This is a genomic window from Streptomyces sp. NPDC044064, from assembly GCF_056434245.1.
This window is the reverse complement of record NZ_JBWKFN010000013.1, coordinates 103,943-128,227: the sequence shown is the minus strand read 5'-3', so window position 1 is coordinate 128,227 and position 24,285 is coordinate 103,943. Positions and strand designations below refer to the sequence as shown.

Annotated in this window: 17 protein-coding genes; 12 read left to right on the top strand and 5 right to left on the bottom strand. The window is 69.3% G+C overall.

Annotated features, from left to right (window positions below):
- Positions 1 to 17: 17 nt before the first annotated feature.
- Positions 18 to 3,761 (bottom strand): GH92 family glycosyl hydrolase, encoded by a 3,744-nt coding sequence (locus AC07DS_RS22165; protein WP_479147893.1) that lies wholly within the window; start codon positions 3,759 to 3,761, stop codon positions 18 to 20.
- 413 nt (positions 3,762 to 4,174) lie between these two features.
- Between AC07DS_RS22165 and ngcE the strand changes: the two genes are divergently transcribed.
- From ngcE to AC07DS_RS22150, 3 genes are read left to right on the top strand one after another with little or no spacing between them, the layout of a single operon-like run.
- Positions 4,175 to 5,620: an N-acetylglucosamine/diacetylchitobiose ABC transporter substrate-binding protein gene (gene ngcE / locus AC07DS_RS22160; protein WP_479147710.1), complete on the top strand. Its 1,446-nt coding sequence runs from the start codon at positions 4,175 to 4,177 to the stop codon at positions 5,618 to 5,620.
- Positions 5,621 to 5,648: 28 nt separating this feature from the next.
- Positions 5,649 to 6,575 (top strand): carbohydrate ABC transporter permease, encoded by a 927-nt coding sequence (locus tag AC07DS_RS22155; RefSeq protein ID WP_479147890.1) that lies wholly within the window; start codon positions 5,649 to 5,651, stop codon positions 6,573 to 6,575.
- Between the two features lie 4 nt (positions 6,576 to 6,579).
- Entirely contained in the window at positions 6,580 to 7,503 is a 924-nt protein-coding gene (locus AC07DS_RS22150) for a carbohydrate ABC transporter permease (protein WP_479147709.1), read from the top strand.
- A gap of 132 nt (positions 7,504 to 7,635) precedes the next feature.
- Here AC07DS_RS22150 and AC07DS_RS22145 read toward each other — a convergent pair whose 3' ends face one another.
- The gene (locus tag AC07DS_RS22145) at positions 7,636 to 7,833 is read right to left on the bottom strand and encodes a hypothetical protein (RefSeq protein ID WP_479147707.1); all 198 of its coding nucleotides are present in this window, start codon (positions 7,831 to 7,833) and stop codon (positions 7,636 to 7,638) included.
- Between the two features lie 1,126 nt (positions 7,834 to 8,959).
- On the opposite strand from AC07DS_RS22145, the gene AC07DS_RS22140 reads away from it, so the two are divergent.
- The 8 genes from AC07DS_RS22140 to AC07DS_RS22105 all read left to right on the top strand — a co-directional run bounded on the left by AC07DS_RS22140 (position 8,960) and on the right by AC07DS_RS22105 (position 19,340).
- Positions 8,960 to 10,171, top strand: coding sequence for an ROK family transcriptional regulator (locus tag AC07DS_RS22140; RefSeq protein WP_479147706.1), 1,212 nt, complete (start codon positions 8,960 to 8,962; stop codon positions 10,169 to 10,171).
- Positions 10,172 to 10,305: 134 nt separating this feature from the next.
- On the top strand, positions 10,306 to 11,409 hold the full coding sequence (locus AC07DS_RS22135; RefSeq protein WP_479147889.1) for a sugar ABC transporter substrate-binding protein: 1,104 nt from the start codon (positions 10,306 to 10,308) through the stop codon (positions 11,407 to 11,409).
- Between the two features lie 187 nt (positions 11,410 to 11,596).
- On the top strand, positions 11,597 to 12,388 hold the full coding sequence (locus tag AC07DS_RS22130; protein WP_186581785.1) for an ATP-binding cassette domain-containing protein: 792 nt from the start codon (positions 11,597 to 11,599) through the stop codon (positions 12,386 to 12,388).
- Positions 12,385 to 13,695, top strand: coding sequence for a sugar ABC transporter permease (locus AC07DS_RS22125; protein ID WP_479147703.1), 1,311 nt, complete (start codon positions 12,385 to 12,387; stop codon positions 13,693 to 13,695). The genes AC07DS_RS22130 and AC07DS_RS22125 overlap by 4 nt, the downstream gene beginning before the upstream one ends.
- 130 nt (positions 13,696 to 13,825) lie before the next feature.
- On the top strand, positions 13,826 to 15,754 hold the full coding sequence (gene dxs / locus AC07DS_RS22120; RefSeq protein WP_479147701.1) for a 1-deoxy-D-xylulose-5-phosphate synthase: 1,929 nt from the start codon (positions 13,826 to 13,828) through the stop codon (positions 15,752 to 15,754).
- Between the two features lie 151 nt (positions 15,755 to 15,905).
- Positions 15,906 to 17,429, top strand: a complete 1,524-nt coding sequence (locus tag AC07DS_RS22115; protein ID WP_479147699.1) for an amino acid permease — start codon at positions 15,906 to 15,908, stop codon at positions 17,427 to 17,429.
- A 73-nt stretch (positions 17,430 to 17,502) separates the two neighbouring features.
- A complete protein-coding gene (locus tag AC07DS_RS22110; RefSeq protein ID WP_479147697.1) occupies positions 17,503 to 18,969 on the top strand; it encodes an ArnT family glycosyltransferase in 1,467 nt (488 codons plus the stop codon).
- Positions 18,970 to 19,049: 80 nt separating this feature from the next.
- Positions 19,050 to 19,340, top strand: a complete 291-nt coding sequence (locus AC07DS_RS22105) for a hypothetical protein (RefSeq protein ID WP_479147695.1) — start codon at positions 19,050 to 19,052, stop codon at positions 19,338 to 19,340.
- A 16-nt stretch (positions 19,341 to 19,356) separates the two neighbouring features.
- Here AC07DS_RS22105 and AC07DS_RS22100 read toward each other — a convergent pair whose 3' ends face one another.
- Positions 19,357 to 19,749, bottom strand: coding sequence for a PIN domain-containing protein (locus AC07DS_RS22100; protein ID WP_479147693.1), 393 nt, complete (start codon positions 19,747 to 19,749; stop codon positions 19,357 to 19,359).
- Positions 19,750 to 19,822: 73 nt separating this feature from the next.
- Between AC07DS_RS22100 and AC07DS_RS22095 the strand changes: the two genes are divergently transcribed.
- Positions 19,823 to 20,842, top strand: coding sequence for a PLL family lectin (locus tag AC07DS_RS22095; RefSeq protein WP_479147690.1), 1,020 nt, complete (start codon positions 19,823 to 19,825; stop codon positions 20,840 to 20,842).
- A 51-nt stretch (positions 20,843 to 20,893) separates the two neighbouring features.
- Here the strand turns inward: AC07DS_RS22095 and AC07DS_RS22090 are convergent, their stop codons facing one another.
- On the bottom strand, positions 20,894 to 23,023 hold the full coding sequence (locus AC07DS_RS22090) for a 3-hydroxyacyl-CoA dehydrogenase NAD-binding domain-containing protein (RefSeq protein WP_479147687.1): 2,130 nt from the start codon (positions 23,021 to 23,023) through the stop codon (positions 20,894 to 20,896).
- Positions 23,020 to 24,237 (bottom strand): thiolase family protein, encoded by a 1,218-nt coding sequence (locus AC07DS_RS22085; RefSeq protein WP_479147685.1) that lies wholly within the window; start codon positions 24,235 to 24,237, stop codon positions 23,020 to 23,022. The genes AC07DS_RS22090 and AC07DS_RS22085 overlap by 4 nt, the downstream gene beginning before the upstream one ends.
- Between the last annotated feature and the right edge of the window lie 48 nt (positions 24,238 to 24,285).

Genomic DNA, 24,285 nt, shown 5'->3' with positions numbered 1-24,285 from the left:
CCTTCGCCGTGCCGCGGTCAGGCCAGCAGCTCCACCTCCGCCAGCGTCGACTCGCCGTCGAGGACCAGACGGTACTTCGCGTACGAGCCCGGTGCGGCGACCGTGAACGCCCGGGTCTGGCGGTCCCAGGTGAACGACTCGCCCGAGCGGTGGTCCAGGGTCTTCCAGGTCGTGCCGTCCGCGGACCCCTCCAGGGTCCAGCCGGTCGGTGCCTTGGTGTGGTCGGCCGACGAGGTCAGGGTGTACTGGACGGCCCGGGTGGCGGCGCCGACCGGCAGCTCCACCGAGGTGACCGTGGCGCTCGTCGCCGACGTGTCGTCGAACAGCGCGCCGTCCCCCTTGAGCACGTCCGCGCGGGGCGTCGGCACCTTGTCGTCCTGGGTGATGGACACCGGCGCCGCGTTCTTGCCCGTGCCCCAGGTCGAGGGCCTGGACCCCATGAAGAACTCCAGCACGCCGCCCTTGGCCAGCAGCGAATGGGGGAGCGAGGTCGACGTCCAGGGACGGCCGTTGACCTTCAGACCCTGCACGTACACGTTCCGCGCGCTGTTGCGCGGTGCCTTGATCACCAGGTCCCGGCCGTTCTCCAGATGCACGGTCGCCTTCGTGAACAGCGGGGAGCCGATGGCGTACTCGCCGCTGCCCATGACCAGCGGGTAGAAGCCCAGCGAGGAGAACAGGTACCAGGCCGACTGCTCGCCGTTGTCCTCGTCGCCGTGGTAGCCCTGCCCGATCTCGCTGCCGGTGTAGAGCCGGGACAGCGCCTCGCGGACGTTCGCCTGCGCCTTCCAGGGCTCGGCGGCCGCGTCGTACATGTAGATCACGTGGTGCGCGACCTGGTTGGAGTGGCCGTACATGCCCATCCGGACGTCCCGGGCCTCGGTCATCTCGTGGATGACACCGCCGTAGGAGCCGACGAAGTCCGGCGAGGCGGTCTCCGGGGTGCCGAAGTAGTCGTCGAGCTTGTCCGCGAGGCCGGTGCGGCCGCCGTACAGGTTGGCCAGGCCCCGGCTGTCCTGCGGGGCGGTGAAGGCGTAGCCCCAGCCGTTGGTCTCCGTGTAGTCGTAGCCCCACACGCGCGGGTCGTACTTCGAGGAGTCCACGCGCCAGGCCCCCTTGGCGTCCCGGCCCTGGAAGAAGCCCGCCTTGGGGTCGAAGAGGTTCACGTAGTCCCGGGCGCGGTTGAGGAAGTACTGCGACTCCTCCTGGTAGCGCTTCTCGCCGGTCTTCTTGTAGAGGGCCTCGCCCATCTTCGCGATGCCGTAGTCGTTGACGTAGCCCTCCATCGCCCAGGACAGACCCTCGTGCGTGTCGGTGCTGGTGTACCCGAGGAACGGCGAGGTGCTCATGCCCTTGCGGCCCACGCCCGAGGACGGCGGGACGACCGTCGCGTTCTTGACCGCAGCGTCGTACGCCGCCTTCGCGTCGAAGTTCACGCCCTTGACGTACGCGTCGGCGAACGCCACGTCCGAGGAGGTGCCGGTCATGAGGTCGGCGTAACCGGGGGAGGACCAGCGCGAGGTCCAGCCGCCGTCCTTGTACTGCTGCACGAACCCGTCGACCATCTCGCCCGCCTGAGAAGGTGTCAGGAAGGAGTACGCCGGCCAGGTGGTCCGGTAGGTGTCCCAGAAGCCGTTGTTGACGTACACCTTGCCGTCGACGATCTTCGCGCCGGTGTGCGTCGGGGTGTCCGGACCCGGCATGGGGGAGAAGGGCGAGGCGTACTGGTCCTTGCCGCCGACCTTCTCGAAGCCGGAGTTCGGGTACAGGTACAGCCGGTACATGCTGGAGTACAGCGTGGTCAGCTGGTCCGGGGTCGCGCCCTCCACCTCGACCTTGCCGAGCAGCCCGTCCCAGGCCCGCTGGGCCTGCTTCTTCACGGTGTCGAAGGACGTGCCGTCGGGGATCTCCTGGCGCAGGTTGTCCTTCGCCTGGTCGATGCTGATCAGGGACGTGGCCAGGCGCAGGGTGACCGTGCGGTCGGCGCCCGCGTCGAAGCGCAGATAGCCCTTGACCCCACTGGCGGAGCCGTCCGTCACCGGCTTGTCGAAGACGCCGTACACGAACAGCCGGGTGGCGCCGGTGGAGAGGCCCGACTTCACGTCCGAGTAGCCGGTGACGACCCCGTGTTCCTTGTCCAGGGTCAGGCCCGCCTGCTCGGTGACGTTGTCGAACAGCACGCTCGCGTCGTCGCCGGGGTAGGTGAAGCGCAGCGCGGCCGCGTGGTCGGTCGGCGTTATCTCCGCCTTCAGGCCGTTCTCGAACCTGACGCCGTAGTAGTACGGCCGCGCGGTCTCGTTCTCGTGCCGGAAGGCCAGCTCCCGCGTCTCACGGCCGGTGTCCGGGGTGCCGGGCACGGCGGACGGCATCAGCTGGAAGGTCTGCCGGTCGCCCATCCACGGGCTCGGTTCGTGGCTCGCGCTGAACGCCTGGATCGTCGGCAGGTTGTCGTCGTTGTTCGCACGTGCGTACTCGTACAGCCAGCTCAGCGAGGACGCGTTGGTCACCGGCGTCCAGAAGTTGAAGCCGTGGGGGAGAGCCGTGGCCGGGAAGTCGTTGCCGCGCGAGAAGCTTCCGCTGGAGTTGGTGCCACGCGTGGTCAGCGCGTAGTCCGACAGATGCGCCTTCGGCTTCTCGGGAGCCACCGGCCTGAGCGCCACGTCGTCTATCCAGCCCCGGAATTTCGCCGGGCCGCCCGGGGAGTCGTAGCCCACCAGGATCCGGTCGACGGTCTTGCCGGCCGCGACCGAACCGATCCGCGAGAGCACGTTGTTCCACTGGTTGACGTACAGCGCCTTCGCCGTGCCCTGTCCGCGCGGCGACAGCGGGAAGCCGTGCTGGTCCAGCGCGCCCAGGTCGCTCAGGTAGGTGCCGTCGATGAAGGCCAGGTCCACGGAGACGTTGGTGGCGTCGTAGTCGCGGTCGCCGTCGGCCATCGACGGGAAGATGCGGTACGACAGCTGTGTGTCGGCCGCGACCTTCACGTTCACGTCGAAGACCTTGTTGTACGAGTACGCCCGGCCGGCCGCCGTGTGCCGCCCGGCGTAGCGCAGGGCCCGCTTGCCGGTGAAGCCGGCCCGGGCCTTGGCCGTCGGCGAGCCGCTGGGGCCCTTGTCGACCAGCGACAGCATGTCCTGCGGCACCGGGCCGCCCCCGCCGCCGGTCGAGAACTGCATGTCGGCGAGCTGCAGGATGTCCGAGGCGCCGTTGTTCTTCGTCACGTCCAGCCGGAAGAACTGGTACTCGGCAGGCTCGGCCAGCTCGTACGACTTCGTCTGGAAGCGCTCCGAGAAGGACTCGCCGGAACGGGTGTCGAGGGTCTTCCAGTCCTTGCCGTCCGTCGAGCCCCTGAGCGTCCAGTCCTTCGGGTCGCGCTCGTCGAAGTCGTTGGCAGAGGTGAGCGCGTACGTCACCAGCTTGATGGGCTTGTCCAGGTCGAACTCGACCCAGCCGGTGGGCTGGAAGGTCAGCCACTTGGTGCCGGGCTCGCCGTCGACGAGGTTCTCCTTCACCTCGCCCGCGCCGTCGTTCTCGCCGCTGGCCCGGACCTCGGTCACATGGTCGGTGACATTGCCCGGAATGCCCGTGCTGTAGCCGCCGTCCACGCCCGCGGAGCGCTTGCTTCCGTCCGGCGCTGTGTCGACGGTGTTCAGCCAGTCCGGCGCCGGGTCACCGGCCTCGAACGAGGATGCGAACTCCTGGTCGGCGGCCGCGGCCCTGGCCGGCTGGGCGACCGCGGCGCCCTGCGCGCCGACGGCCATGACAAAGGCGGCCGTGAGGACGACCGCCGGACCGTATCTGTGCCGAGTTCTCCGCTGCCTCTTGCGCTGCATCTACGGATTCCCCTCCTGCGCCCGCTCTGGACAACGTTGTCAACTTCGATGCGCAGGAACCAGTAGGTGGTCAAGTGGCCCTTGATGTCAAGGGTGTTGGGTGTGGCATTCAGGGGCCTATGTCGCCAATTTTTCCGCCGCGTCACCCACAGGTCGCTCATATTTCCGAGAGGTCTCAACTCGGAAAAGACCCATCGCCGACCTTGCATTCGATCTTGCTCTGCTGGCGGGAAGTGGACTATACCTGTCGGCGTTTCCCGCATGACCCTGCACGACCCGACAGCGGTGCCGGGGAGGATCCGGTTCACCGCCTGAGTCCTGGAGAAGGCGAGGACTTGAGCATGGGATCCACTGCGCACCACGGTGGCGAAGGCGTCGGCCGCCGCGATCTGATCAAGCGTTCGGCCGCGCTAGGTCTGGTGGCCGCCCCCGGTATGGGTCTGCTGTCCGCCTGCGCGAGCAGCGGCGGCGACGGCCAGGACAAGGCGAAGGCGGGCAAGAAGACCGCGAAGAACCCGCTCGGCGTCAACGAGACGGCGAAGATGGAATTCGTCCTGTTCGACGGCGGCTTCGGCAAGGAGTACGCCCAGGACGCCGTGAAGATCTACCAGAAGGACTTCCCCAAGGCGACGGTGAAGTTCTCCGCCACCCAGAAGATCCAGTCCACCCTGCAGCCCCGCTTCAACCAGGGCAACCCGCCGGACCTCATCGACAACTCCGGCGCCGAGCAGATGGACATGGGCGTCCTCGTCGGCAAGAACCAGCTGGCGGACCTCACCCCGCTGCTGGACGCGCCGTCGTACGACGACCCGGGCAAGAAGGTCCGAGACACGCTGCGCCCGGGCATCGTGGAGATGGGCCAGTTCGACGGCAAGCCGGTCTGGATCCTGTACTACGCCTACACCGTCTACGGCGTCTGGTACTCGCAGAAGGCGCTGGACTCCCTCGACGCGGAGTACCCCGAGACCTGGGACCAGATGCTCGCGGTGTGCGAGAAGGCCAAGAAGAAGGGCATGGCGGGCTGGACGTACGCGGGCAAGTACCCGTACTACCTCCCCTTCTCGCTGTACCCGATGATCGGCAAGGTCGGCGGCCGCGAGGTGCTCGACGCCATCGACAACCTGGAGCCGAACGCCTGGAAGCACCCGGCGGTCAAGGCGTGCTTCGAGGCCTACTACGAGCTCTACAAGAAGGGCTACATCCTCAAGGGCACCCCGGGCCTGGACCACATCCAGTCGCAGACCGCCTGGGCCAAGGGCAAGGCGCTGTTCATCCCGAACGGCTCCTGGGTGGAGAACGAGTCGGCCAACGTCATCCCGTCCGACTTCAACCTCGCGGTCTCCGCGCCCACCGGCATCGACGGTTCGGACAAGATGCCGTTCGGCACCATCTGGGCCTCCGGCGGTGAGCCCTTCGTCGTGCCCGCCAAGGCGGCCAACGCCGAGGGCGGCATGGAGCAGCTGCGCATCATGCTCTCCGAGGCGTCCTCGAAGAACTTCACCGCCAAGGTGAAGTCGCTGACCGCGTACAACGGCGGCACCAGCGGCATCAGCCTCACCCCGGGTCTGAAGTCGGGTGTGGCGGCGCTGGACAAGGCCGGATCCAACGTGGTGAACCCGCGGCTGCAGGACTGGTACGTGCAGCTGCAGAAGGAGAAGATCGGTGTGGCCGGTCTCGGCGAGATGATGGCCGGCCGGCTCACCCCGGCGGAGGCCATCAAGAAGATCCAGGGCTTTGCCGACGAGGCGGCCAAGGACAGCTCCATCAAGCACTACAAGCACCAGTAACCAGCACCTTTACCGCACCGGAGTGGCGATGCAGCACGGCAAGTACCGGTTCATCGTGGGGTTTCTGGCACTGCCCCTGGGACTGTACGCGCTCTTCGTGGTGTGGCCGTTCATCCAGTCCATCTACTACTCGTTCACGGACTGGACCGGCCTCAGCCCCGAATTCAAGATGGTCGGCTTCGACAACTACGAGAGGATGTTCCACGACGACATCTTCTGGAAGTCGTTGCAGCACAGCCTGATCTTCGCTCTGGTGCTGCCACTGGTGACACTCGGTCTGGCGCTGTTCTTCGCCTTCATGATCAATGTGGGCGGACGGCGGAGAAGGGGCGGCCCCGTGATCACGGGTGTCCGGGGCTCCTCCTTCTACAAGATCGTCTATTTCTTCCCGCAGGTCCTGTCGATCGCGATCGTGTCGCTGTTGTTCGCCTTCGCGTACAACCCGGACAGCGGCGCGATCAACTCACTCCTGCGCGGCATCGGCCTCGACAGCGTCCAGCCGCTGTGGCTCGGCGACCCGAGCCTCGCACTGTGGTGCGTGATGGCGGTGCTCGTGTGGTCCACGGTCGGCTTCTTCGTGGTCCTGTTCTCGGCGGGCATGGCGTCGATCCCGGCCGAGCTGTACGAGGCGGCGCTGCTGGACGGCGCGAGCCGCGCCACCACGTTCTTCCGCGTCACCCTGCCGCTGCTGTGGGACACGGTGCAGTCCGGCTGGGTCTACATGGGCATCCTCGCGCTCGGCGCCGAGTCGTTCGCGGTCGTGCAGATCATGACGACCGGGCCGGGCGGTCCCGACTACTCGACCACCGTGATGGTCCTGTACGTGTACCAGAAGGCGTTCCGGGACGGTCAGGCCGCCTACGCCACCACCATCGGCGTCGCCCTGCTCGTCGTCACGCTCGCGTTCGCCGCGATCGTGATGCGGCTGGGCCGTCGCGAGCGGCTGGAGTACTGAAGCGATGAAGACGACCGAGACCTCCGCTCCGCTGCCGGCCGAGTCCGGCGCGACCGTCTCCAAGGTCGACGTGCCGTCGGCGAAGCCGGCCGCCGGGAAGAAAGAGGGCAGCGTCCTCAACGTCTTCTCCCACGGCATGCTGATCCTGTGGGCGATCATGGTGGTCCTGCCGCTGCTGTGGGCGGTGATGACCTCCTTCAAGGACGACAGCGCCATCTTCGGCTCGCCCTGGTCCCTGCCGACCAAGCTGCACTTCGACAACTGGTCGCGTGCCTGGACCCAGGCCAACATGAGCGACTACTTCCTGAACACCATCCTGGTGGTCGGCGGCTCGCTGATCGGCACCCTGGTGCTCGGCTCGATGGCGGCCTACGTACTGGCCCGTTTCGACTTCCCCGGGAACCGCTTCATCTACTACCTCTTCGTCGGCGGCATGAGCTTCCCGATCATGCTGGCGCTGGTCCCGCTGTTCTACGTCGTGAACAACATGGGGCTGCTGAACACGATCCACGGCCTGATCCTGGTCTACATCGCGTACTCGCTGCCGTTCACGGTGTTCTTCCTGACCGCCTTCTTCCGCACGCTGCCGACCTCGGTGGCGGAAGCGGCCTTCGTGGACGGCGCCTCGCACACCCGTACGTTCTTCCAGATCATGCTGCCGATGGCCAAGCCGGGCCTGATCAGCGTGGGGATCTTCAACTTCCTGGGCCAGTGGAACCAGTACATGCTCCCCACGGTCCTCAACACCGACCCCGACAAGCGCGTCCTCACCCAGGGGCTGGTGCAGCTGGCGGTCAGCCAGGGGTACAAGGGCGACTGGTCCGGCCTCTTCGCGGGCCTGGTCATGGCGATGCTGCCCGTCCTGGCGGCCTACATCGTCTTCCAGCGCCAGGTGGTCGCGGGCCTGACCGCGGGCGCGCTGAAGTAGGGCGCATCCTCACGAGCGGGCCCAGCTCAGCCGGGCCTCGCTCAGCGGGGGGAGTGAAGCCGTCCGGAAACATCAGCATGCGCGGGTCCGGCCACAGCTTCTCGGGCCCGTGCTCCGCGCAGTGCAGCGCGATCAGGTGGGGCCCTCCCCGCAGGCCTCGTGCAGATAAGTCCGCCCGTGCGCCCGGCAGACGTACCGGAACCTCGCACAGTCGTCCTCGTCCCCCGGCTCGTGGAACCCGGGATCACGAACGATCACGGTCACCGGCACCTGCCGGTTGAACCGGGGCAGGGGCCGCGGGTCGCACCACAGCAGTCGATCCGGAAGCACCGCCCCATCCTGCCGCACACAGGCCCCACCCCTCGAACCCCGTGCTGCTGCCGCCAGGGGCTGCCGCCGGGGGCTGCCGCCCGAGCCACTCCCGGAGCCCTCACGCTCCGCCTGGCGGCCTGTGGCCTGGCGGCCTGTGGCCTGGCGGCCTGTGGCCTGGCGGCCTGTGGCCTGGCGGCTGTCTCGCCGCCGCTGACCTCGAGCCCGCCACTGCCACGGCCGTGCGGCGCTCCCGACGCGTCCGTCGGCTTGACGGCCGGCCCTGAGTTCTCACGATCCGCCGTCACCGAACCTCGGCCTGGGCCGCCCGGCCTCTCGGCCCAGATCCCCACGCGGCCCCTGCCCTGACGGCCCCGAGCTCTCACAATCTGCCGCCACCGGCCCTCGGCGTGCGGGTCGTCGGCCTGCCGTCTTGCCGCCGGCCGCAGTCTCGCCACCGCTGAGCTCGAGTCCGCCACCGTCACGGCCCTGCGGCCCGCTCCCCCCCGATCCCTACGCGACCGCCGTGCCGGCAACCCTCAGCTCTTGCGGACTGCCACCGCTGCGCCTCGACCCCCGGTCTCCCGGCCCTGCCGCCTTGCCGCCGCCTCAGTCTCGCCGCCACGACCCCGAGTCCTACGTTGCTGTCGGCCTCGCGGCCGATGCGGGCTGCAGCTCTCAGGAGTCTCGCTGTCTCGCTGCCGGTACCGGTGTCGCCGAGCCTGCCGCCCCACCGAGCCATCCGGTGGGCCGGACCGGGCAGGGCCGGGCGGCAGCGTGCGTTCGCGGTTGCTATTCGCTTGTGGTCCATCCGGCTACGGTCACGGTTCGGTTACGGACCGCTTCCGGATTCCGGGGCCGAACGACCCGGCCGGTTCGGTGCGGGGGTCGAGTGGTGTGCCTCGCACCCTGTCCCGTAACCCTGTGCGGATGGTCTCCCGCCCTGCTCAGGGTGGCATTCACGTGTCCGCGAGGTGTCCGGGGCGGCCCACGGAAGTGACAGCGATTTCCGTCAAGTACTTGACTGCGGTAACCCCTACAGCCGAGCTTGGAGTTCATAACTTGTAAGTGGCCCGGTTCCGCAGATGTGACCTGGGCCACGGGCGGCACAGGGGCCGCCCGGCCGATGGCGGGAGTGGATGGGTCGATGGAGACTCCGGGGTCGCAGTCGTCGCTGCACCGAGCCAACCTGGAACGAGTCGTGCGGGCCGTACGGCTGGCCGGGTCGCTCACGCAGGCGGAGATCGCGCGTACGACCGGCCTGTCCGCGGCGACGGTCTCCAACATCGTGCGGGAGCTGAAGGACGGCGGGACGGTAGAGGTCACGCCCACGTCGGCGGGCGGGCGACGGGCCCGCAGCGTCTCGCTGAGCGGGGACGCCGGCATCGTGATCGGCATCGACTTCGGGCACACACACCTGCGCGTCGCGATCGGGAACCTCGCGCACCAGGTGCTGGCCGAGGAGTCCGAGCCGCTGGACGTCGACGCCTCCGCCACCCAGGGCTTCGACCGTGCGGAAGAGCTGGTCAATCGCCTGATCGCGGCAACCGGCGTGGATCGGTCCAAGGTGGCGGGAGTGGGGCTGGGCGTGCCCGGCCCGATCGACGTCGAGTCGGGGACTCTGGGGTCCACCGCGATCCTGCCCGGCTGGGGCGGCACCAAGCCCGCCGAGGAGATGCGCGGGCGCCTCGGCGTGCCCGTGCACGTGGACAACGACGCCAACCTCGGCGCCCTGGGCGAGCTGGTCTGGGGCAGCGGCAAGGGCGTGCGCGACCTCGCCTACATCAAGGTCGCGAGCGGTGTCGGCGCCGGTCTGGTGATCAACGGGCAGATCTATCGCGGCCCGGGCGGCACCGCAGGTGAAATCGGACATATTACACTCGATGAATCCGGCCCGGTCTGCCGCTGCGGCAACCGCGGCTGCCTGGAGACCTTTGCGGCCGCGCGGTACGTGCTCCCGCTGCTCCAGTCCAGTCACGGCACCGACCTGACGATGGAAGGCGTCGTACGGCTCGCCAGGGACGGAGACCCGGGCTGTCGTCGGGTGATCGCCGACGTCGGCCGCCATATCGGCAGTGGAGTGGCCAATCTCTGCAACCTTCTGAACCCGAGCCGGGTGGTCCTGGGCGGTGATCTCGCCGAGGCCGGGGAGCTCGTTCTCGGGCCCATCAGGGAGTCTGTCGGCCGCTATGCCATCCCCAGTGCGGCGCGCCAACTGTCCGTTCTCCCGGGGGCACTTGGAGGCCGTGCGGAGGTGCTCGGGGCGCTCGCTCTCGCGCTCAGCGAGATGGGCGATTCGACCCTTTTGGATGGCTCCGTGAACGGCTCGCTGTCCGCGGCCGCGCCTGCCTTCACTTAGAGAACGGATGGCACCGTTGCCATCTCGTTAAGGATTTACTTCTTGACGTCGCACGTGTGGCCGAGTTGACTTCCAGCCACCTCGGCCGCAACGACGCGGCCTCGTCAGGGAGGTTTCAGAGAGTGAACATGCGTATGCGTCGTGCGGCCTTCGCCGTTGCTGCTGGTGCCATGGCCGTTTCGCTGGCCGCCTGTGGCAGTGCCAAGGAGTCCAAGGGCGGCGACAGCTCTTCCTCGGCGTCCGCCAAGAAGGGCGACAACATCAAGGTCGGTCTCCTGCTTCCGGAGAACAAGACCGCCCGCTACGAGAAGTTCGACAAGCCGCTGATCGAGAAGAAGATCATGGAGCTGACGAACAACAAGGCGGACTTCCAGTACAACAACGCCCGTCAGGACGCGAACCTGCAGGCGCAGCAGGTCGACACCATGATCACCAACAAGGTGGACGTCCTGATCCTGGACGCGGTGGACGCCAAGGCCATCCAGAACTCCGTCCAGAAGGCCGTGGACGCCGGCATCAAGGTCGTCGCGTACGACCGCCTCGCCGAGGGCCCGATCAGCGCCTACACCTCGTTCGACAACGAGGAGGTCGGCAAGACCCAGGGCGCGGCCCTGCTGAAGGCGCTGGGCAGCAAGGCCACCAAGTCCTCCAAGATCGTCATGGTCAACGGCTCGGTGACGGACCCGAACGCCGCCATGTTCAAGAAGGGCGCGCACTCCGTCCTCGACGGCAAGGTGACCATCGCCAAGGAGTACGACACCAAGGAGTGGTCGCCGGACAACGCCAACTCCGAGATGGAGTCGGCGATCTCCGCGGTCGGCAAGGGCAAGATCGCGGGTGTCTACTCCGCGAACGACGGCATGGCCGGCGGTATCATCACCGCCCTGAAGGCCGCGGGCCTCTCCGTCCCGGTCACCGGCCAGGACGCCGAGCTGGCCGGTGTGCAGCGCATCGTCTCCGGTGAGCAGTACATGAGCGTCTACAAGCCGTACGCCCCCGAGGCCGACGCCGCCGCCACGATGGCCGTGTACCTCGCCCAGGGCAAGTCGCTCGACTCGGTCGCCAAGGACAAGGTCTCCTCCGGCTCCGCCAAGGACGTCGCTTCGGTCCTGGTCCCGGTCACCTCGCTGACCAAGGACAACATCAAGGACACCGTCATCAAGGACGGCGTCTACACGGCCGCCGACATCTGCACGGGCAAGTACAAGTCCGCCTGCGACAAGCTCGGCATCAACTAAGCAGTCCCCAAGTCCCTTCCCGGTCACGGGCGTTCGCACCCCGAGCGCCCGTCCGGGACCGGACGGACTGACTCAGGCTCCTCCGGCGCCCCGCGCATCGGACAGCCCCGCAAGCTCGGCGCGGGGCGCCGGACGGAATTCCCCCAAACTTCTGCACAACCTCCCGCCGGGTCAGGCGGCGAAGGAGATGGTTCACGTGTCCGCTACGCCCGTGCTGGCGTTGCGCGGGGTCTCCAAGCGATTCGGTGCCGTCCAGGCGCTCACCGACGTAGAGCTTGAGATCCACGCCGGTGAGGTGGTCGCCCTTGTCGGCGACAACGGTGCCGGAAAGTCCACGCTGGTCAAGACGATCGCCGGCGTGCACCCCATCGATGAGGGCGTCATCGAATGGGACGGCAAGCCTGTTTCGATCAGCAGGCCGCACGACGCCCAGGCCCTGGGCATCGCGACGGTGTACCAGGACCTCGCGCTGTGCGACAACATCGACGTCGTCGGCAACCTGTTCCTCGGCCGCGAGCTGAGGAAGTGGGGCGTCCTGGACGAGGTGGAGATGGAGCGCCGCGCCCGCGAGCTGCTCACCACGCTCTCGATCCGCATCCCGAGCGTCCGCATCCCGATCGCCTCGCTCTCCGGCGGTCAGCGCCAGACCGTGGCCATCGCCCGTTCGATGCTCGGCGACCCCAAGCTGGTCATCCTGGACGAGCCCACCGCCGCCCTCGGTGTCGAGCAGACCGCCCAGGTCCTCGACCTCGTGGAGCGCCTGCGCGAGCGCGGTCACGCCGTCATCCTCATCAGCCACAACATGGCGGACGTGAAGGCGGTGGCCGACAAGGTCGCCGTTCTGCGCCTCGGCCGCAACAACGGCGTCTTCGAGGTCAAGTCGACCTCGCAGGAGGAGATCATCTCCGCCATCACCGGCGCCACCGACAACGCCGTGACCCGCCGTGCGGCGCGCACGTCCGGGGAGGTTTCCAAGTGAGCATCGACAAGACCTCCGCGAACGTGGACAAGAGCGACGCCGGCGCGGACGCGCCCGTCGTGAACCCCGAGGCCGCGGCCGCCGCGGTCACCGCGGTCGACCCGCGCCTGCTGGTCCGCGAGCAGGGACTGCTCGGCTACTGGACCGAGTTCAAGCGCAAGATGAAGGCCGGTGAGCTGGGTTCCCTCCCGGTCGTCCTGGGCCTCGCGATCATCTGCATCATCTTCCAGGTCCTGAACTCCGAGTTCCTCTCGGCGCAGAACATCAGCAACATCACGGTCACGATGGTCGGCACGGGCATGATCTCCGTGGGCATCGTCTTCGTGCTGCTGCTCGGTGAGATCGACCTGTCGGTCGGCTCGGTCAGCGGCGCGGCCAGCGCCCTCGCGGCCGTCCTCACCGTCAACCAGGGCTGGCCCGAGTGGCTCGCCGTGCTCGTCGCCATCGCCGTCGGTGCCGCCATCGGCTCGCTGCACGGCTTCTTCTTCGCGGTGCTCGGCGCGCCCGCCTTCGCGGTGACCCTGGCCGGTCTGCTGTTCTGGCTCGGCTTCATGCTCAAGGTGCTGGGCGAGGACGGCACGATCAACCTCGACAGCGACGGTCTGATCGGCAAGCTCACCACGTACACCTTCGAGGACGTGGCCGCCGCCTACGGGCTCGCGGTCGTCGTGGTCGCGCTGTTCTTCATCAGCTCCTTCCTGGGCAACCGCCGCCGGGAGGCCGCGGGTGTCCCGTCCCGGCCGCTCAGCGACACGATCCTGCGCACCGCCCTGCTGGCCGTGGTCTCCTTCGCCGGTGCCTACATGTACAACCAGTACAAGGGCCTGCCGCTGGCCACCGTGATCTTCCTCGCGTTCCTGGTCGCCACCGACTTCCTCCTGCGGCGCACCGCCTACGGCCGCAAGATCTTCGCGCTCGGTGGCAGCGTCGAGGCCTCGCGCCGTGCCGGTATCAACGTCACCGCGGTGCGCATCTCCGTGTTCGCCATCTCCGGCGGGTTCGCGGCGATCGGCGGTCTCTTCCTGGCCTCGAAGATCGCCTCCGCCAACCAGAGCGCCGGTACGGGTGACCTGCTGATGAACGCGATCGCCGCGGCCGTCATCGGTGGTACCTCGCTCTTCGGTGGCCGGGGTCGTACCTGGAACGCCCTCCTGGGTGTGCTGGTGATCGTGTCGATCCAGTACGGTCTTCAGCTGGAGTCCATCGCGGAGCCGGTGAAGTACATGATCACCGCCGCGGTTCTGCTGACCACCGTGGTCATCGACTCCATCACCCGGAAGACACAGAAGACCGCGGGTCGCGCGTAGCGCGCCTTAGAGTCGGACAGTTGCCCGGTGCCTCAAAGGTGCCGGGCACTGTCGTGTCCTACAAAGCCGGAACATTAGACTCGTCAAGCCCGGCAACAGCTCGATCAGCTCTACTTGCAAGGAGGCACGGGTGCCGCTGCTGACCCGCATCAGGGGACCGCGCGATCTGGACCGGCTCAGCCTGGAGGAGCTGGACCAGCTGGCAGGGGAGATCCGGACCTTCCTCGTCGACGCCGTCTCCAAGACAGGCGGCCACCTCGGCCCCAACCTCGGTGTGGTCGAGCTCACCATCGCCCTGCACCGCGTCTTCGAGTCCCCGAAGGACAAGGTGCTGTGGGACACGGGCCACCAGTCCTACGTGCACAAGCTCCTCACGGGTCGGCAGGACTTCTCCCGGCTGAAGATGAAGGGCGGTCTGTCCGGCTACCCCGCGCAGGCCGAGTCCGAGCACGACGTCATCGAGAACAGCCACGCGTCCACCGTGCTCGGCTGGGCCGACGGCATCGCCAAGGCCAACCAGCTGAAGAAGCGGGACAGCCACGTCGTCGCCGTCATCGGTGACGGTGCGCTGACCGGCGGCATGGCCTGGGAGGCGCTGAACAACATCGCCGAGGCCAAGGACCGCCCGCTCGTCATCGTCGTCAACGACAACGAGCGCTCCTACGCCCCGACCATCGGCGGCCTCGCCAACCACCTGGCCACCCTGCGCACGACCGACGGCTACGAGCGCTTCCTGGCCCGGACGAAGGACATCCTCGACCGCACCCCGGTCGTCGGAAGGCCGCTGTACGAGACCCTGCACGGCGCCAAGAAGGGGCTGAAGGACTTCATCGCCCCGCAGGGCATGTTCGAGGACCTGGGTCTGAAGTACGTCGGTCCCATCGACGGCCACGACATCGAGGCGCTGGAGTCCGCGCTGGCGCGGGCCAAGCGGTTCGGCGGGCCGGTCATCGTGCACTGCCTGACCGAGAAGGGCCGCGGCTACCAGCCCGCCCTCCAGGACGAGGCCGACCGCTTCCACGCCGTCGGCAAGATCCACCCGGACACCGGCCTGCCGATCGCGTCCTCCGGCGCCGACTGGACCTCGGTGTTCGGCGAGGAGATGGTCAGGCTCGGCGAGGAGCGCGAGGACATCGTCGCCATCACCGCGGCCATGCTCCAGCCGGTCGGCCTGGACCGGTTCGCCAAGCGTTTCCCCGAGCGCGTGTACGACGTCGGCATCGCCGAGCAGCACGCCGCCGTCTCCGCGGCGGGCCTGGCCCACGCCGGTGTGCACCCGGTGTTCGCCGTCTACGCCACCTTCCTCAACCGCGCCTTCGACCAGGTCCTGATGGACGTGGCCCTGCACAAGTGCGGGGTGACCTTCGTCCTGGACCGGGCCGGTGTCACCGGCACCGACGGCGCCTCCCACAACGGCATGTGGGACATGTCGATCCTGCAGGTCGTGCCCGGGCTCCGGCTGGCCGCCCCGCGCGACGCCGACCAGGTGCGGGCGCAGTTGCGCGAGGCCGTCGCCGTCGAGGACGCACCGACCGTGGTGCGCTTCTCCAAGGGCGCCGTGGGCCCCGCCGTACCGGCCTTGCGCCGGGTCGGTGGCATGGACGTGCTGCGCGAGCCGGGCACCGAACGCCCGGACGTGCTGCTGGTCTCCGTGGGCGCCCTCGCCCCGATGTGCCTGGAGATCGCCGGCCTGCTCGACAAGCAGGGCATCTGCACCACCGTCGTCGACCCGCGCTGGGTCAAGCCCGTCGACGAGGCGATGGCCCCGCTGGCCGAGCGGCACCGGGTCGTCGTCACCGTCGAGGACAACAGCCGCGTCGGCGGTGTCGGCTCCGCGATCGCCCAGGCCCTCAGGGACGCGGGCGTGGACGTGCCGCTGCGCGACTTCGGCATCCCGCCGCGCTTCCTCGACCACGCCTCCCGCGCGGAGGTCATGGCCGAGATCGGGCTGACCGCGCCCGACATCGCTCGCCAGGTCACCGGACTGGTCGCCAAGCTGGACGGCCGGTTCGACCGCACGGCCGACGAGGTCGACTCCGTGGAGACCGCGCGCGACTAGGCAATTTCGGGAAAGCCCCGTATGGCCGGTTTCGCCGCCTTCCCAGGTGGCGGAGCCGGTCCTTTTGCGTGAACCTGCCTGTGCCGGGGCATACGCATCCCCAGCCCTCTCGATCATGTCGAGGACGACGAGCGCGTGGGAGGTAGGCCCCGTGAGCAACAGCCTCTTCCGGACGAAGAAGGTGGAGCAGTCCATCCTCGACACCGAGGAGCCAGAACACGCGCTCAAGAAGTCCCTGACCGCGCTGGACCTGACCGTCTTCGGTGTCGGTGTCATCATCGGCACCGGCATCTTCGTCCTCACCGGCAAGGTCGCGAAGGAGACCGCGGGTCCCGCGGTCTCCCTGGGCTTCGTGGTGGCCGGTGTCGTCTGCGCCCTCGCCGCGCTGTGCTACGCGGAGTTCGCCTCCACGGTCCCGGTGGCCGGGTCGGCGTACACCTTCTCGTACGCCTCCATCGGTGAACTGCCCGCCTGGATCATCGGCTGGGACCTGGTCCTGGAGTTCGCGCTCGGCACGGCGGTGGTCGCCGTCGGCTGGTCCGGTTACATGCGTTCGCTGCTGGACAACGCGGGCTGGCACCTGCCCGACTATCTCGCCGGCCGGGACGGGGCCACGGGCTTCGGCTTCGACGTCCTCGCGGCCGGGCTGGTCCTGGTGCTCACCGCCATCCTCGTCATCGGCATGAAGCTGTCCGCGCGGGTCACCGAGGTCGTCGTCGCCATCAAGGTGGCGGTCGTCCTGATCGTGATCGTCGCCGGTGCCTTCTTCATCAACAGCGACAACTACAAGCCGTTCATCCCCAAGGCGCAGGCGGTGCCGGCCGGGGGGACCCTCAAGGCGCCGCTCATCCAGCTGATCGCCGGCTGGGCGCCGTCCAACTTCGGCGTGCTGGGCATCTTCACCGCCGCCTCCGTGGTCTTCTTCGCCTTCATCGGCTTCGACGTCGTGGCCACCGCCGCCGAGGAGACCAAGAACCCGCAGCGGGACATGCCGCGCGGCATCCTCGGCTCCCTGTTCATCTGCACGGCGCTCTACGTGGCGGTGTCCGTCGTCGTCACCGGCATGCAGCACTACAGCGAGCTGTCCGTCGACGCCCCGCTCGCCGACGCCTTCAAGGCCAACGGCCACCCCTGGTACGCGGGCGCGATCAGCTTCGGCGCCGTCATCGGCCTGACCACGGTCTGCATGATCCTGCTGCTCGGCCAGACCCGGGTCTTCTTCGCGATGAGCCGCGACGGCCTGCTGCCCCGCTTCTTCTCCATCGTCCACCCGCGTTTCCGCACCCCGCACCGGCCGACCATCCTGCTCGGCGTGCTCATCGCCGTCATCGCGGGCTTCACCAGCCTGAGCGAGCTGGCCGAACTGGTGAACATCGGCACGCTGTTCGCCTTCGTCGTCGTCGCGGTCGGCGTGGTCGTCCTCCGCCGCACCCGCCCGGACCTGCACCGGTCCTTCCGCACCCCGTGGGTGCCGGTCATCCCGATCGTGTCCGTCGCCGCGACCATGTGGCTGATGCTGAACCTGCCCGCCGAGACCTGGCTCCGGTTCGCCATCTGGATGGTCATCGGCTGTTTCGTCTACTTCCTCTACGGCCGCTCGCACAGCCGCCTCGCCGGGCAGGAGGAGACCACCGCCGGCCAGGTCGTGAACCCGCCGAAGGGCGACAACAAGTAACCACCCCGGTCTCTGATACGGCCCCGTATGTCCTGCTTCGGTGGTAACTGCGAGGCCGGATAACGTGCTCCCCATGCTTGCCGCCCCGCTCGCCCCCGCACGGCCCGTGACGACCAGGACGGCGTACTGGACGCGGCTGCTGCCCGCCCTCGCGGTCCTGGCCTGCGTCACCCGGGCGCCCTCCTTCGTCGGGCCGGTGTGGAACCCCGACGAGGGCTATCTCGCCGTACAGGCCCGCCTCCTCGCTCACGGCGGGCACCTGTACGAGACCGTCGTGGACCGCAAACCCCCGCTGGTGCCCTGGCTGTACGAGGCCGCCTTCGCGGTCTGCGGCTCCGGTTCCCTCACACCGGTCCGGGTGCTGGCGGTCCTCGCGCAGACGCTCACCGCCGTCCTGCTCGCCTCCCTGGCGCGGCGCCGTTGGGGCGGTACGGCGGGCCGTACCGCGGGCGTGCTGTACCTGCTGGTGTCCGTCGGCCTCAACCCCGAGGACGCGCAGGCCGCCACCTTCGAGGTGTTCATACTGCCCGCCACGGCGGCGGCCCTGTGGTGCGCGGACCGCGGCCGCTGGGGCGCGGCCGGGGCCGCCGTCGCCTGCGCCTTCCTCGCCAAGCAGACCGGTGGCGCGGTGCTGCTGCCGGTGGCCTGGCTGCTGCACCGCGCCGGCACCCCGGGCGCGGGCGCGCTGCGGCTCGGGACCGGGTTCGCCGTACCGGTGCTGTGCGCGGCCCTGGTCACGGACCCCGCCGGATTCCTGTTCTGGACCGTCACCGGCTCCGCCGCCTACGCCTCCTTCACCGGCTCGGAACTCCACGCCCTCGGCCGTGGCCTGGCCAACACCGCACTGCTGGCCGTGGCCTGCGCGGGCCTGATCCCACCGGTCGTACGGTCCCTGCGCGCCGCCCGCACCGTTCGCACGGGCATGGCCGGCGCTGCCGACCTGTGGCTGTGGCTGGCGTCCTCTGCCGTCGCCGTCACCCTCGGCTTCCACTTCTTCGGCCACTACTACCTGCAACTCACCCCGCCCGCGGCCCTGCTGGCCACGGCCGCGCTGCGGGCGGCGCCCCGCGAGCGGCCGGCGGCCGCCGTCTTCACCTCGGCCTGCTGCTGCGCCCTGTTCCTCGCCTGGGGCCTGCTCGCGCCGCGCCCCGAACTCGCCCACGCCCAGCGCCTCGCCGCGGCCCTGGCCCAGCGCACCGTGCCCGCCGACCGCGTCCTCGTGTGGGGCATGCACCCGGAGACGTACTGGCTGGCCCGCCGCACTCCCGCCAGCCGCTACCTCACTGCGGGCCTGCTCACCAACTACAGCGGCGGCCGCGACGGCCCCGAGGTCGGCGAGAAATACGCGGTAGAGGGCGCCTGGCCCGTCTTCCGGGCGGAGCTGACCGCGCACGCCCCCGCCCTCGTCGTGGACGACTCCCGAGGCAAGCCGTACGCACCCGACCGCGTGCCGAGTCTGCGCCGGCTGCTGGACGCGCGCTACGAGGAGGTGGGGAAGGTGGACGGGGCGGTGCTCTACGCCCGGATTCCGCGTGGCTGAGGGGGAGTTGGCGTGGTGCCCGGCGGCCCCGCTGTTATGCTGGCCGCAGTGATTTGAACACGTTCAACTCAGGGGGTCTCATGTACGTACCGACCGCGCAGGGCCACAAGGACTCACCCGCCGTCGCCCTGGGCCCCACGTCACTCGTCTTCGGGGTCGTCGCGGCCGTCGGCGCCTGGCCCTCCCTCATGCCGGCCGTACTGCCGTGGTCGTTCATGGCGGCACCGCTCGCCCTCACCTTCGGCCTCGCGGGCGTCCACTTCGCCCGCCGGGGGATCGGCCGCATGTGGACCGCCGTCGTCGGAACCGCCCTCGGAGTCGTCGGGATCGCCGGTGTACTCGCCCTGTTCGTGGCGTTGACCGAGTGGTAGACCGGCCTCTGCCCGCTCAGCCGAGGACGGTGCGCGGCCCGGTCACCTCCGCGCCCAGTTCGGTCACCCGGCGCCGCAGTTCACGGTCGGCCGTGACCACGAGACGGGCCCGGCCGGGGTACTCGGCGGTCAGCTCCACGATCCGGTCGTCCCCGCTGCCGGGCGCCTCCGCGACCCGCACTCCGGGCACCGACTCCACACCACGGGCGGCGCCCTCGACCACGAGCACCAGCTCCACGGCACCCTCATGACCCGGCAGCCCCTCGCGGGCCAGCCGGTCCCGCAGCCGCTCGGCGGCGCCCCTTCGGTCACGCCACCAGCCGTCGGGCCGCGACCCGACGACGTTCGCGCCGTCGACGATCACGAGCAGCGGGCCGTCCGGGTCCGGGGAACCGAGGGGGTCGTCCATGGGGCCAAGGTTCCCACGCCACCGGCGAGGGGGCGGGCCCCGGCCTGCGACCAGGGCCGCTTAGAGTGAACCGGTGAACGGCGACTGGCTCCTACGCGGCCGTGACGGCCGCCTCAGTGTCTACCAGCTGTCGGGTGACGCCGTCCTGTGCCGGGCGGAGCGCGCCCCGGACGGCGGCCGCTGGAGCGACCCGCACAAGGTTGGCGGGGGCCAGAGACTCCACCCCGTACTCGCCGTCGGCCAGGGCGCCGACGGCTACGCCCACCTGGTCTCCTGGCGGCCCACCACCAAGGGCGAGTCGGGCCTGGTGCACTCCACCCACTTCCGTCCACGCCTCGCGGCCCTGGACTGGAGCCCGATCGGCCACCCGGACAAGAAGGGCGACCGCACCGGCACCCCCGCCGTCGCCGTGGACGTGCAGGGCCGCGCCCATGTCTTCGTACGGAACAAGGGCGGCGGGGTGAGCCTGCTGGCACAGAAGGAGAAGGGCGGCTGGGAACCCTGGCGGGACCTGAAGGGCCATGAGGTCCAGGAGGGTCTGGCGGCGGTGACGGGGGAGTCCGGCAGGGTCGAGCTCTACGCGGCCGCCCCGGGTGTCGTCCTGTACTGGCGTCAGGAGGAGCCGGGCGCCCGGCCGGTGCTCCAGGAAGCCCTGGAGACGGCTGTGCGCCCCGGCACCCTGCACGCCCTGGCCACGTCACCCGACAGCACGACGGTCTACTACACCGACGACTCGGGCGACCTGTGTGCCTGGCGCCCCGGCACCAAGCCGGTCGCCCTGCTCCCCGCGGCGGGTTCCGGCCGGGTGGCGGCGGTCCGCTGCGAGCTCGACGGCCATGACTGCACGTTGCTGGCCCAGCGCTCGGCGAGCGGCCGGGTCGCCTTCGCCGCCTACCCGACCGAGCTGGAGTCGGCGGGCGCGTGGTGGACGGAGTCGGGTCCGCAGCTGCCGGTGGACGCGCTGGTGTCCCTGGCCGTGGACGAGGACGACCGGGTGGTGGCGGCAACGTTGTCCCCGTCCACCGGCCAACTCCTGCTGACCGGACGCAAGGACGAACCCGGGCTGGCGCTCCAGGCGTGGCGGCCGCTCTGACCATGCGGAAGGGCCCCGCCGAAGCGGGGCCCTCCTTCATGTCACCGGGTGTTACGCGGGAACGCTCGCCACGCCGGGAGCGAGGAACTTCTTGCCGTTCACGCGCTCCGAGACGCCCTCACGGTCCAGGTACGGCGTGATGCCGCCCAGGTGGAAGGGCCAGCCGGCGCCCGTGATGAGGCAGAGGTCGATGTCCTGGGCCTCGGCGACGACGCCCTCGTCGAGCATCAGGCCGATCTCCTGGGCCACCGCGTCCAGGACACGGTCGCGGACCTGCTCCTCGGTCAGGACGGTGTCGCCCTGCTTCAGGAGCGCGGCGACCTCCGGGTCCAGCTCCGGCTTGCCGCTGTCGTAGACGTAGAAGCCGCGCTTGCCCGCCTTGACGACGGCCGCGAGGTTCGGGGAGACCGTGAAGCGGTCCGGGAAGGCCCGGTTGAGGGTCTCCGAGACGTGCAGACCGATCGCGGGGCCGACCAGCTCCAGCAGCACCAGCGGGGACATCGGCAGACCGAGCGGCTCGATGGCCTTCTCGGCGACCTCGACCGGGGTGCCCTCGTCGATGACGTTCTGGATCTCGCCCATGAAGCGGGTGAGGATGCGGTTCACGACGAACGCCGGGGCGTCCTTGGTGAGGACCGCGGTCTTCTTCAGCTTCTTGGCGACGCCGAAGGCCGTGGCCAGCGAGGCGTCGTCCGTCTGCTCGCCGCGGACGATCTCCAGCAGCGGCAGGACCGCGACCGGGTTGAAGAAGTGGAAGCCGACGACCCGCTCGGGGTGCTGAAGCTTCGACGCCATCTCCGTGACCGACAGCGAGGAGGTGTTGGTGGCGAGGATCGCGTGCGCCGGGGCGACCGCCTCGACCTCGGCGAACACCTGCTGCTTGACGCCGATCTCCTCGAAGACCGCCTCGATGATGAAGTCGGCGTCCGAGAAGCCCTCGGCCTTGTCCAGGACACCGGTCACCAGCGCCTTGAGGCGGTTGGCCTTGTCCTGGTTGATCCGGCCCTTGCCGAGCAGCTTGTCGATCTCGGCGTGGACGTAGCCCACACCCTTGTCGACGCGCTCCTGGTCGATGTCGGTCAGGACGACCGGCACCTCCAGGCGGCGCAGGAAGAGCAGCGCGAGCTGGCTGGCCATCAGACCGGCGCCGACGACGCCGACCTTGGTGACCGGGCGGGCCAGGTTCTTGTCCGGGGCGCCCGCGGGACGCTTGCCGCGCTTCTGCACCAGGTTGAACGCGTAGATGCCGGAGCGCAGTTCGCCGCCCATGATCAGGTCGGCGAGGGCGACGTCCTCGGCGTCGTAACCCTGCTGCAGGTCGCCGTTCTTGGCGGCCGCGATGATGTCCAGGGCGCGGTAGGCGGCCGGAGCGGCCCCGTGCACCTTGGAGTCCGCGATGAAGCGGCCCTTGGCGACGGCCTGGTCCCAGGCCTCGCCGCGGTCGATCACCGGGCGCTCGACCTCGACGTCGCCCTTGAGCACGTTCGCGGTCCAGATCAGCGACTGCTCCAGGAAGTCGGCGCCCTCGAAGATCGCGTCCGCGATGCCGAGGTCGAAGACCTGCTGGCCCTTGAGCTGCTTGTTCTGGTTCAGGCTGTTCTCGATGATCACCGAGACGGCCTTGTCGGCGCCGATGAGGTTCGGCAGCAGCGCGCAGCCGCCCCAGCCCGGGACCAGGCCCAGGAACACCTCGGGGAGGGAGAACGCCGGGATCGCCTTGGAGACGGTCCGGTAGGAGCAGTGCAGACCGACCTCGACGCCGCCGCCCATCGCCGCACCGTTGTAGTACGCGAAGGTCGGGACCGCGAGGGCCGCGAGGCGCTTGAAGACCTCGTGGCCGCCCTTGCCGATGGCCAGCGCGTCCTCGTGCTTCTTCAGCAGCTCGACGCCCTTGAGGTCGGCGCCGACCGCGAAGATGAACGGCTTGCCGGTGATGCCGACGCCGACGATGTCGCCGGCCGCGGCCTCCGCCTCGACCTGGTCGATCGCGGTGTTGAGGTTCGCCAGCGAGGCCGGACCGAAGGTGGTCGGCTTGGTGTGGTCGAAGCCGTTGTCCAGCGTGATGAGCGCGTAGCGCCCGGCGCCGAACGGCAGGTCGAGGTGGCGTACGTGCGCGGACGTCACGACCTCGTCGGGGAACAGCTCGGCCGCACCCTTCAGAAGCTCAGCGGTGGTGCTCACTTGTCCCCCTCGAAGTGCGGGTTCTCCCAGATGACCGTCGCGCCCATGCCGAAGCCGACGCACATGGTGTTCAGGCCGTAGCGGACGTGCGGCTGCTCCTCGAACTGGCGGGCCAGCTGCGTCATCAGACGGACACCGGAGGAGGCCAGCGGGTGGCCGTAGGCGATGGCGCCGCCGTACTGGTTGACGCGCGCGTCGTCGTCGGCGATGCCGTAGTGCTCCAGGAAGGCGAGGACCTGGACGGCGAAGGCCTCGTTGATCTCGAAGAGGCCGATGTCGGAGATGGACAGGCCTGCCTGGGCGAGGGCCTTCTCCGTGGCCGGGATCGGGCCGTAGCCCATGACCTCGGGCTCGACGCCGGCGAAGGCGTAGGAGACCAGGCGCATCTTGACCGGCAGGTTGTTCTCGCGGGCGAAGTCCTCGCTCGCGATGATCGAGGCGGTGGCGCCGTCGTTCAGACCGGCCGCGTTACCGGCGGTGACCCGGCCGTGCACGCGGAACGGGGTCTTGAGGCCCTGCAGGTTCTCCAGGGTCGTGCCCGGGCGCATCGGCTCGTCGGCCGTGACCAGGCCCCAGCCGGTCTCGCCGGCCTCGGGGTTGGTGCGGCGCACCGAGACCGGCACCAGGTCCTGCTGGATCTTGCCGTCGGCGTACGCCTTGGCGGCCTTCTCCTGCGAGCGCACGGCGTATTCGTCGGCGCGCTGCTTGGTGATGGTCGGGTAGCGGTCGTGCAGGTTCTCGGCGGTCATGCCCATGAAGAGGGCGGACTCGTCGACCAGCTTCTCGCTGACGAAGCGCGGGTTCGGGTCCACGCCCTCGCCCATCGGGTGGCGGCCCATGTGCTCGACACCGCCGGCGATGACGGCGTCGTAGGCGCCGAACGCGATCGAACCGGCGGTGGTCGTCACGGCGGTCAGGGCGCCGGCGCACATGCGGTCGATCGAGTAGCCGGGGACGGACTGCGGCAGACCGGCGAGGATGCCGGCCGTACGGCCGAGGGTCAGGCCCTGGTCGCCGATCTGCGTGGTCGCGGCGATGGCGACCTCGTCGATCTTCTTCGGGTCCAGCCCGGGGTTGCGGCGCAGCAGCTCCCGGATCGCCTTCACGACGAGGTCGTCGGCGCGGGTCTCGTGGTAGATGCCCTTCGGGCCCGCCTTGCCGAACGGGGTGCGGACGCCGTCGACGAAGACGACGTCCCTGACGGTACGAGGCACGATGGCTCTCCTCCAGGGTGCGGGATGGCACTGCTGCGATGCGCTGAG

Bases quoted from the DNA above. Each gene is read 5' to 3' on its own strand.
- AC07DS_RS22165 (WP_479147893.1), bottom strand. From the start codon at position 3,761: ATGGCCGTCGGCGCGCAGGGCGCCGCGGTCGCCCAGCCGGCCAGGGCC.
- ngcE (WP_479147710.1), top strand. From the start codon at position 4,175: ATGGGATCCACTGCGCACCACGGTGGCGAAGGCGTCGGCCGCCGCGAT.
- AC07DS_RS22155 (WP_479147890.1), top strand. From the start codon at position 5,649: ATGCAGCACGGCAAGTACCGGTTCATCGTGGGGTTTCTGGCACTGCCC.
- AC07DS_RS22150 (WP_479147709.1), top strand. From the start codon at position 6,580: ATGAAGACGACCGAGACCTCCGCTCCGCTGCCGGCCGAGTCCGGCGCG.
- AC07DS_RS22140 (WP_479147706.1), top strand. From the start codon at position 8,960: ATGGAGACTCCGGGGTCGCAGTCGTCGCTGCACCGAGCCAACCTGGAA.
- AC07DS_RS22135 (WP_479147889.1), top strand. From the start codon at position 10,306: ATGCGTCGTGCGGCCTTCGCCGTTGCTGCTGGTGCCATGGCCGTTTCG.
- AC07DS_RS22130 (WP_186581785.1), top strand. From the start codon at position 11,597: ATGGTTCACGTGTCCGCTACGCCCGTGCTGGCGTTGCGCGGGGTCTCC.
- AC07DS_RS22110 (WP_479147697.1), top strand. From the start codon at position 17,503: ATGCTTGCCGCCCCGCTCGCCCCCGCACGGCCCGTGACGACCAGGACG.
- AC07DS_RS22105 (WP_479147695.1), top strand. From the start codon at position 19,050: ATGTACGTACCGACCGCGCAGGGCCACAAGGACTCACCCGCCGTCGCC.
- AC07DS_RS22100 (WP_479147693.1), bottom strand. From the start codon at position 19,749: ATGGACGACCCCCTCGGTTCCCCGGACCCGGACGGCCCGCTGCTCGTG.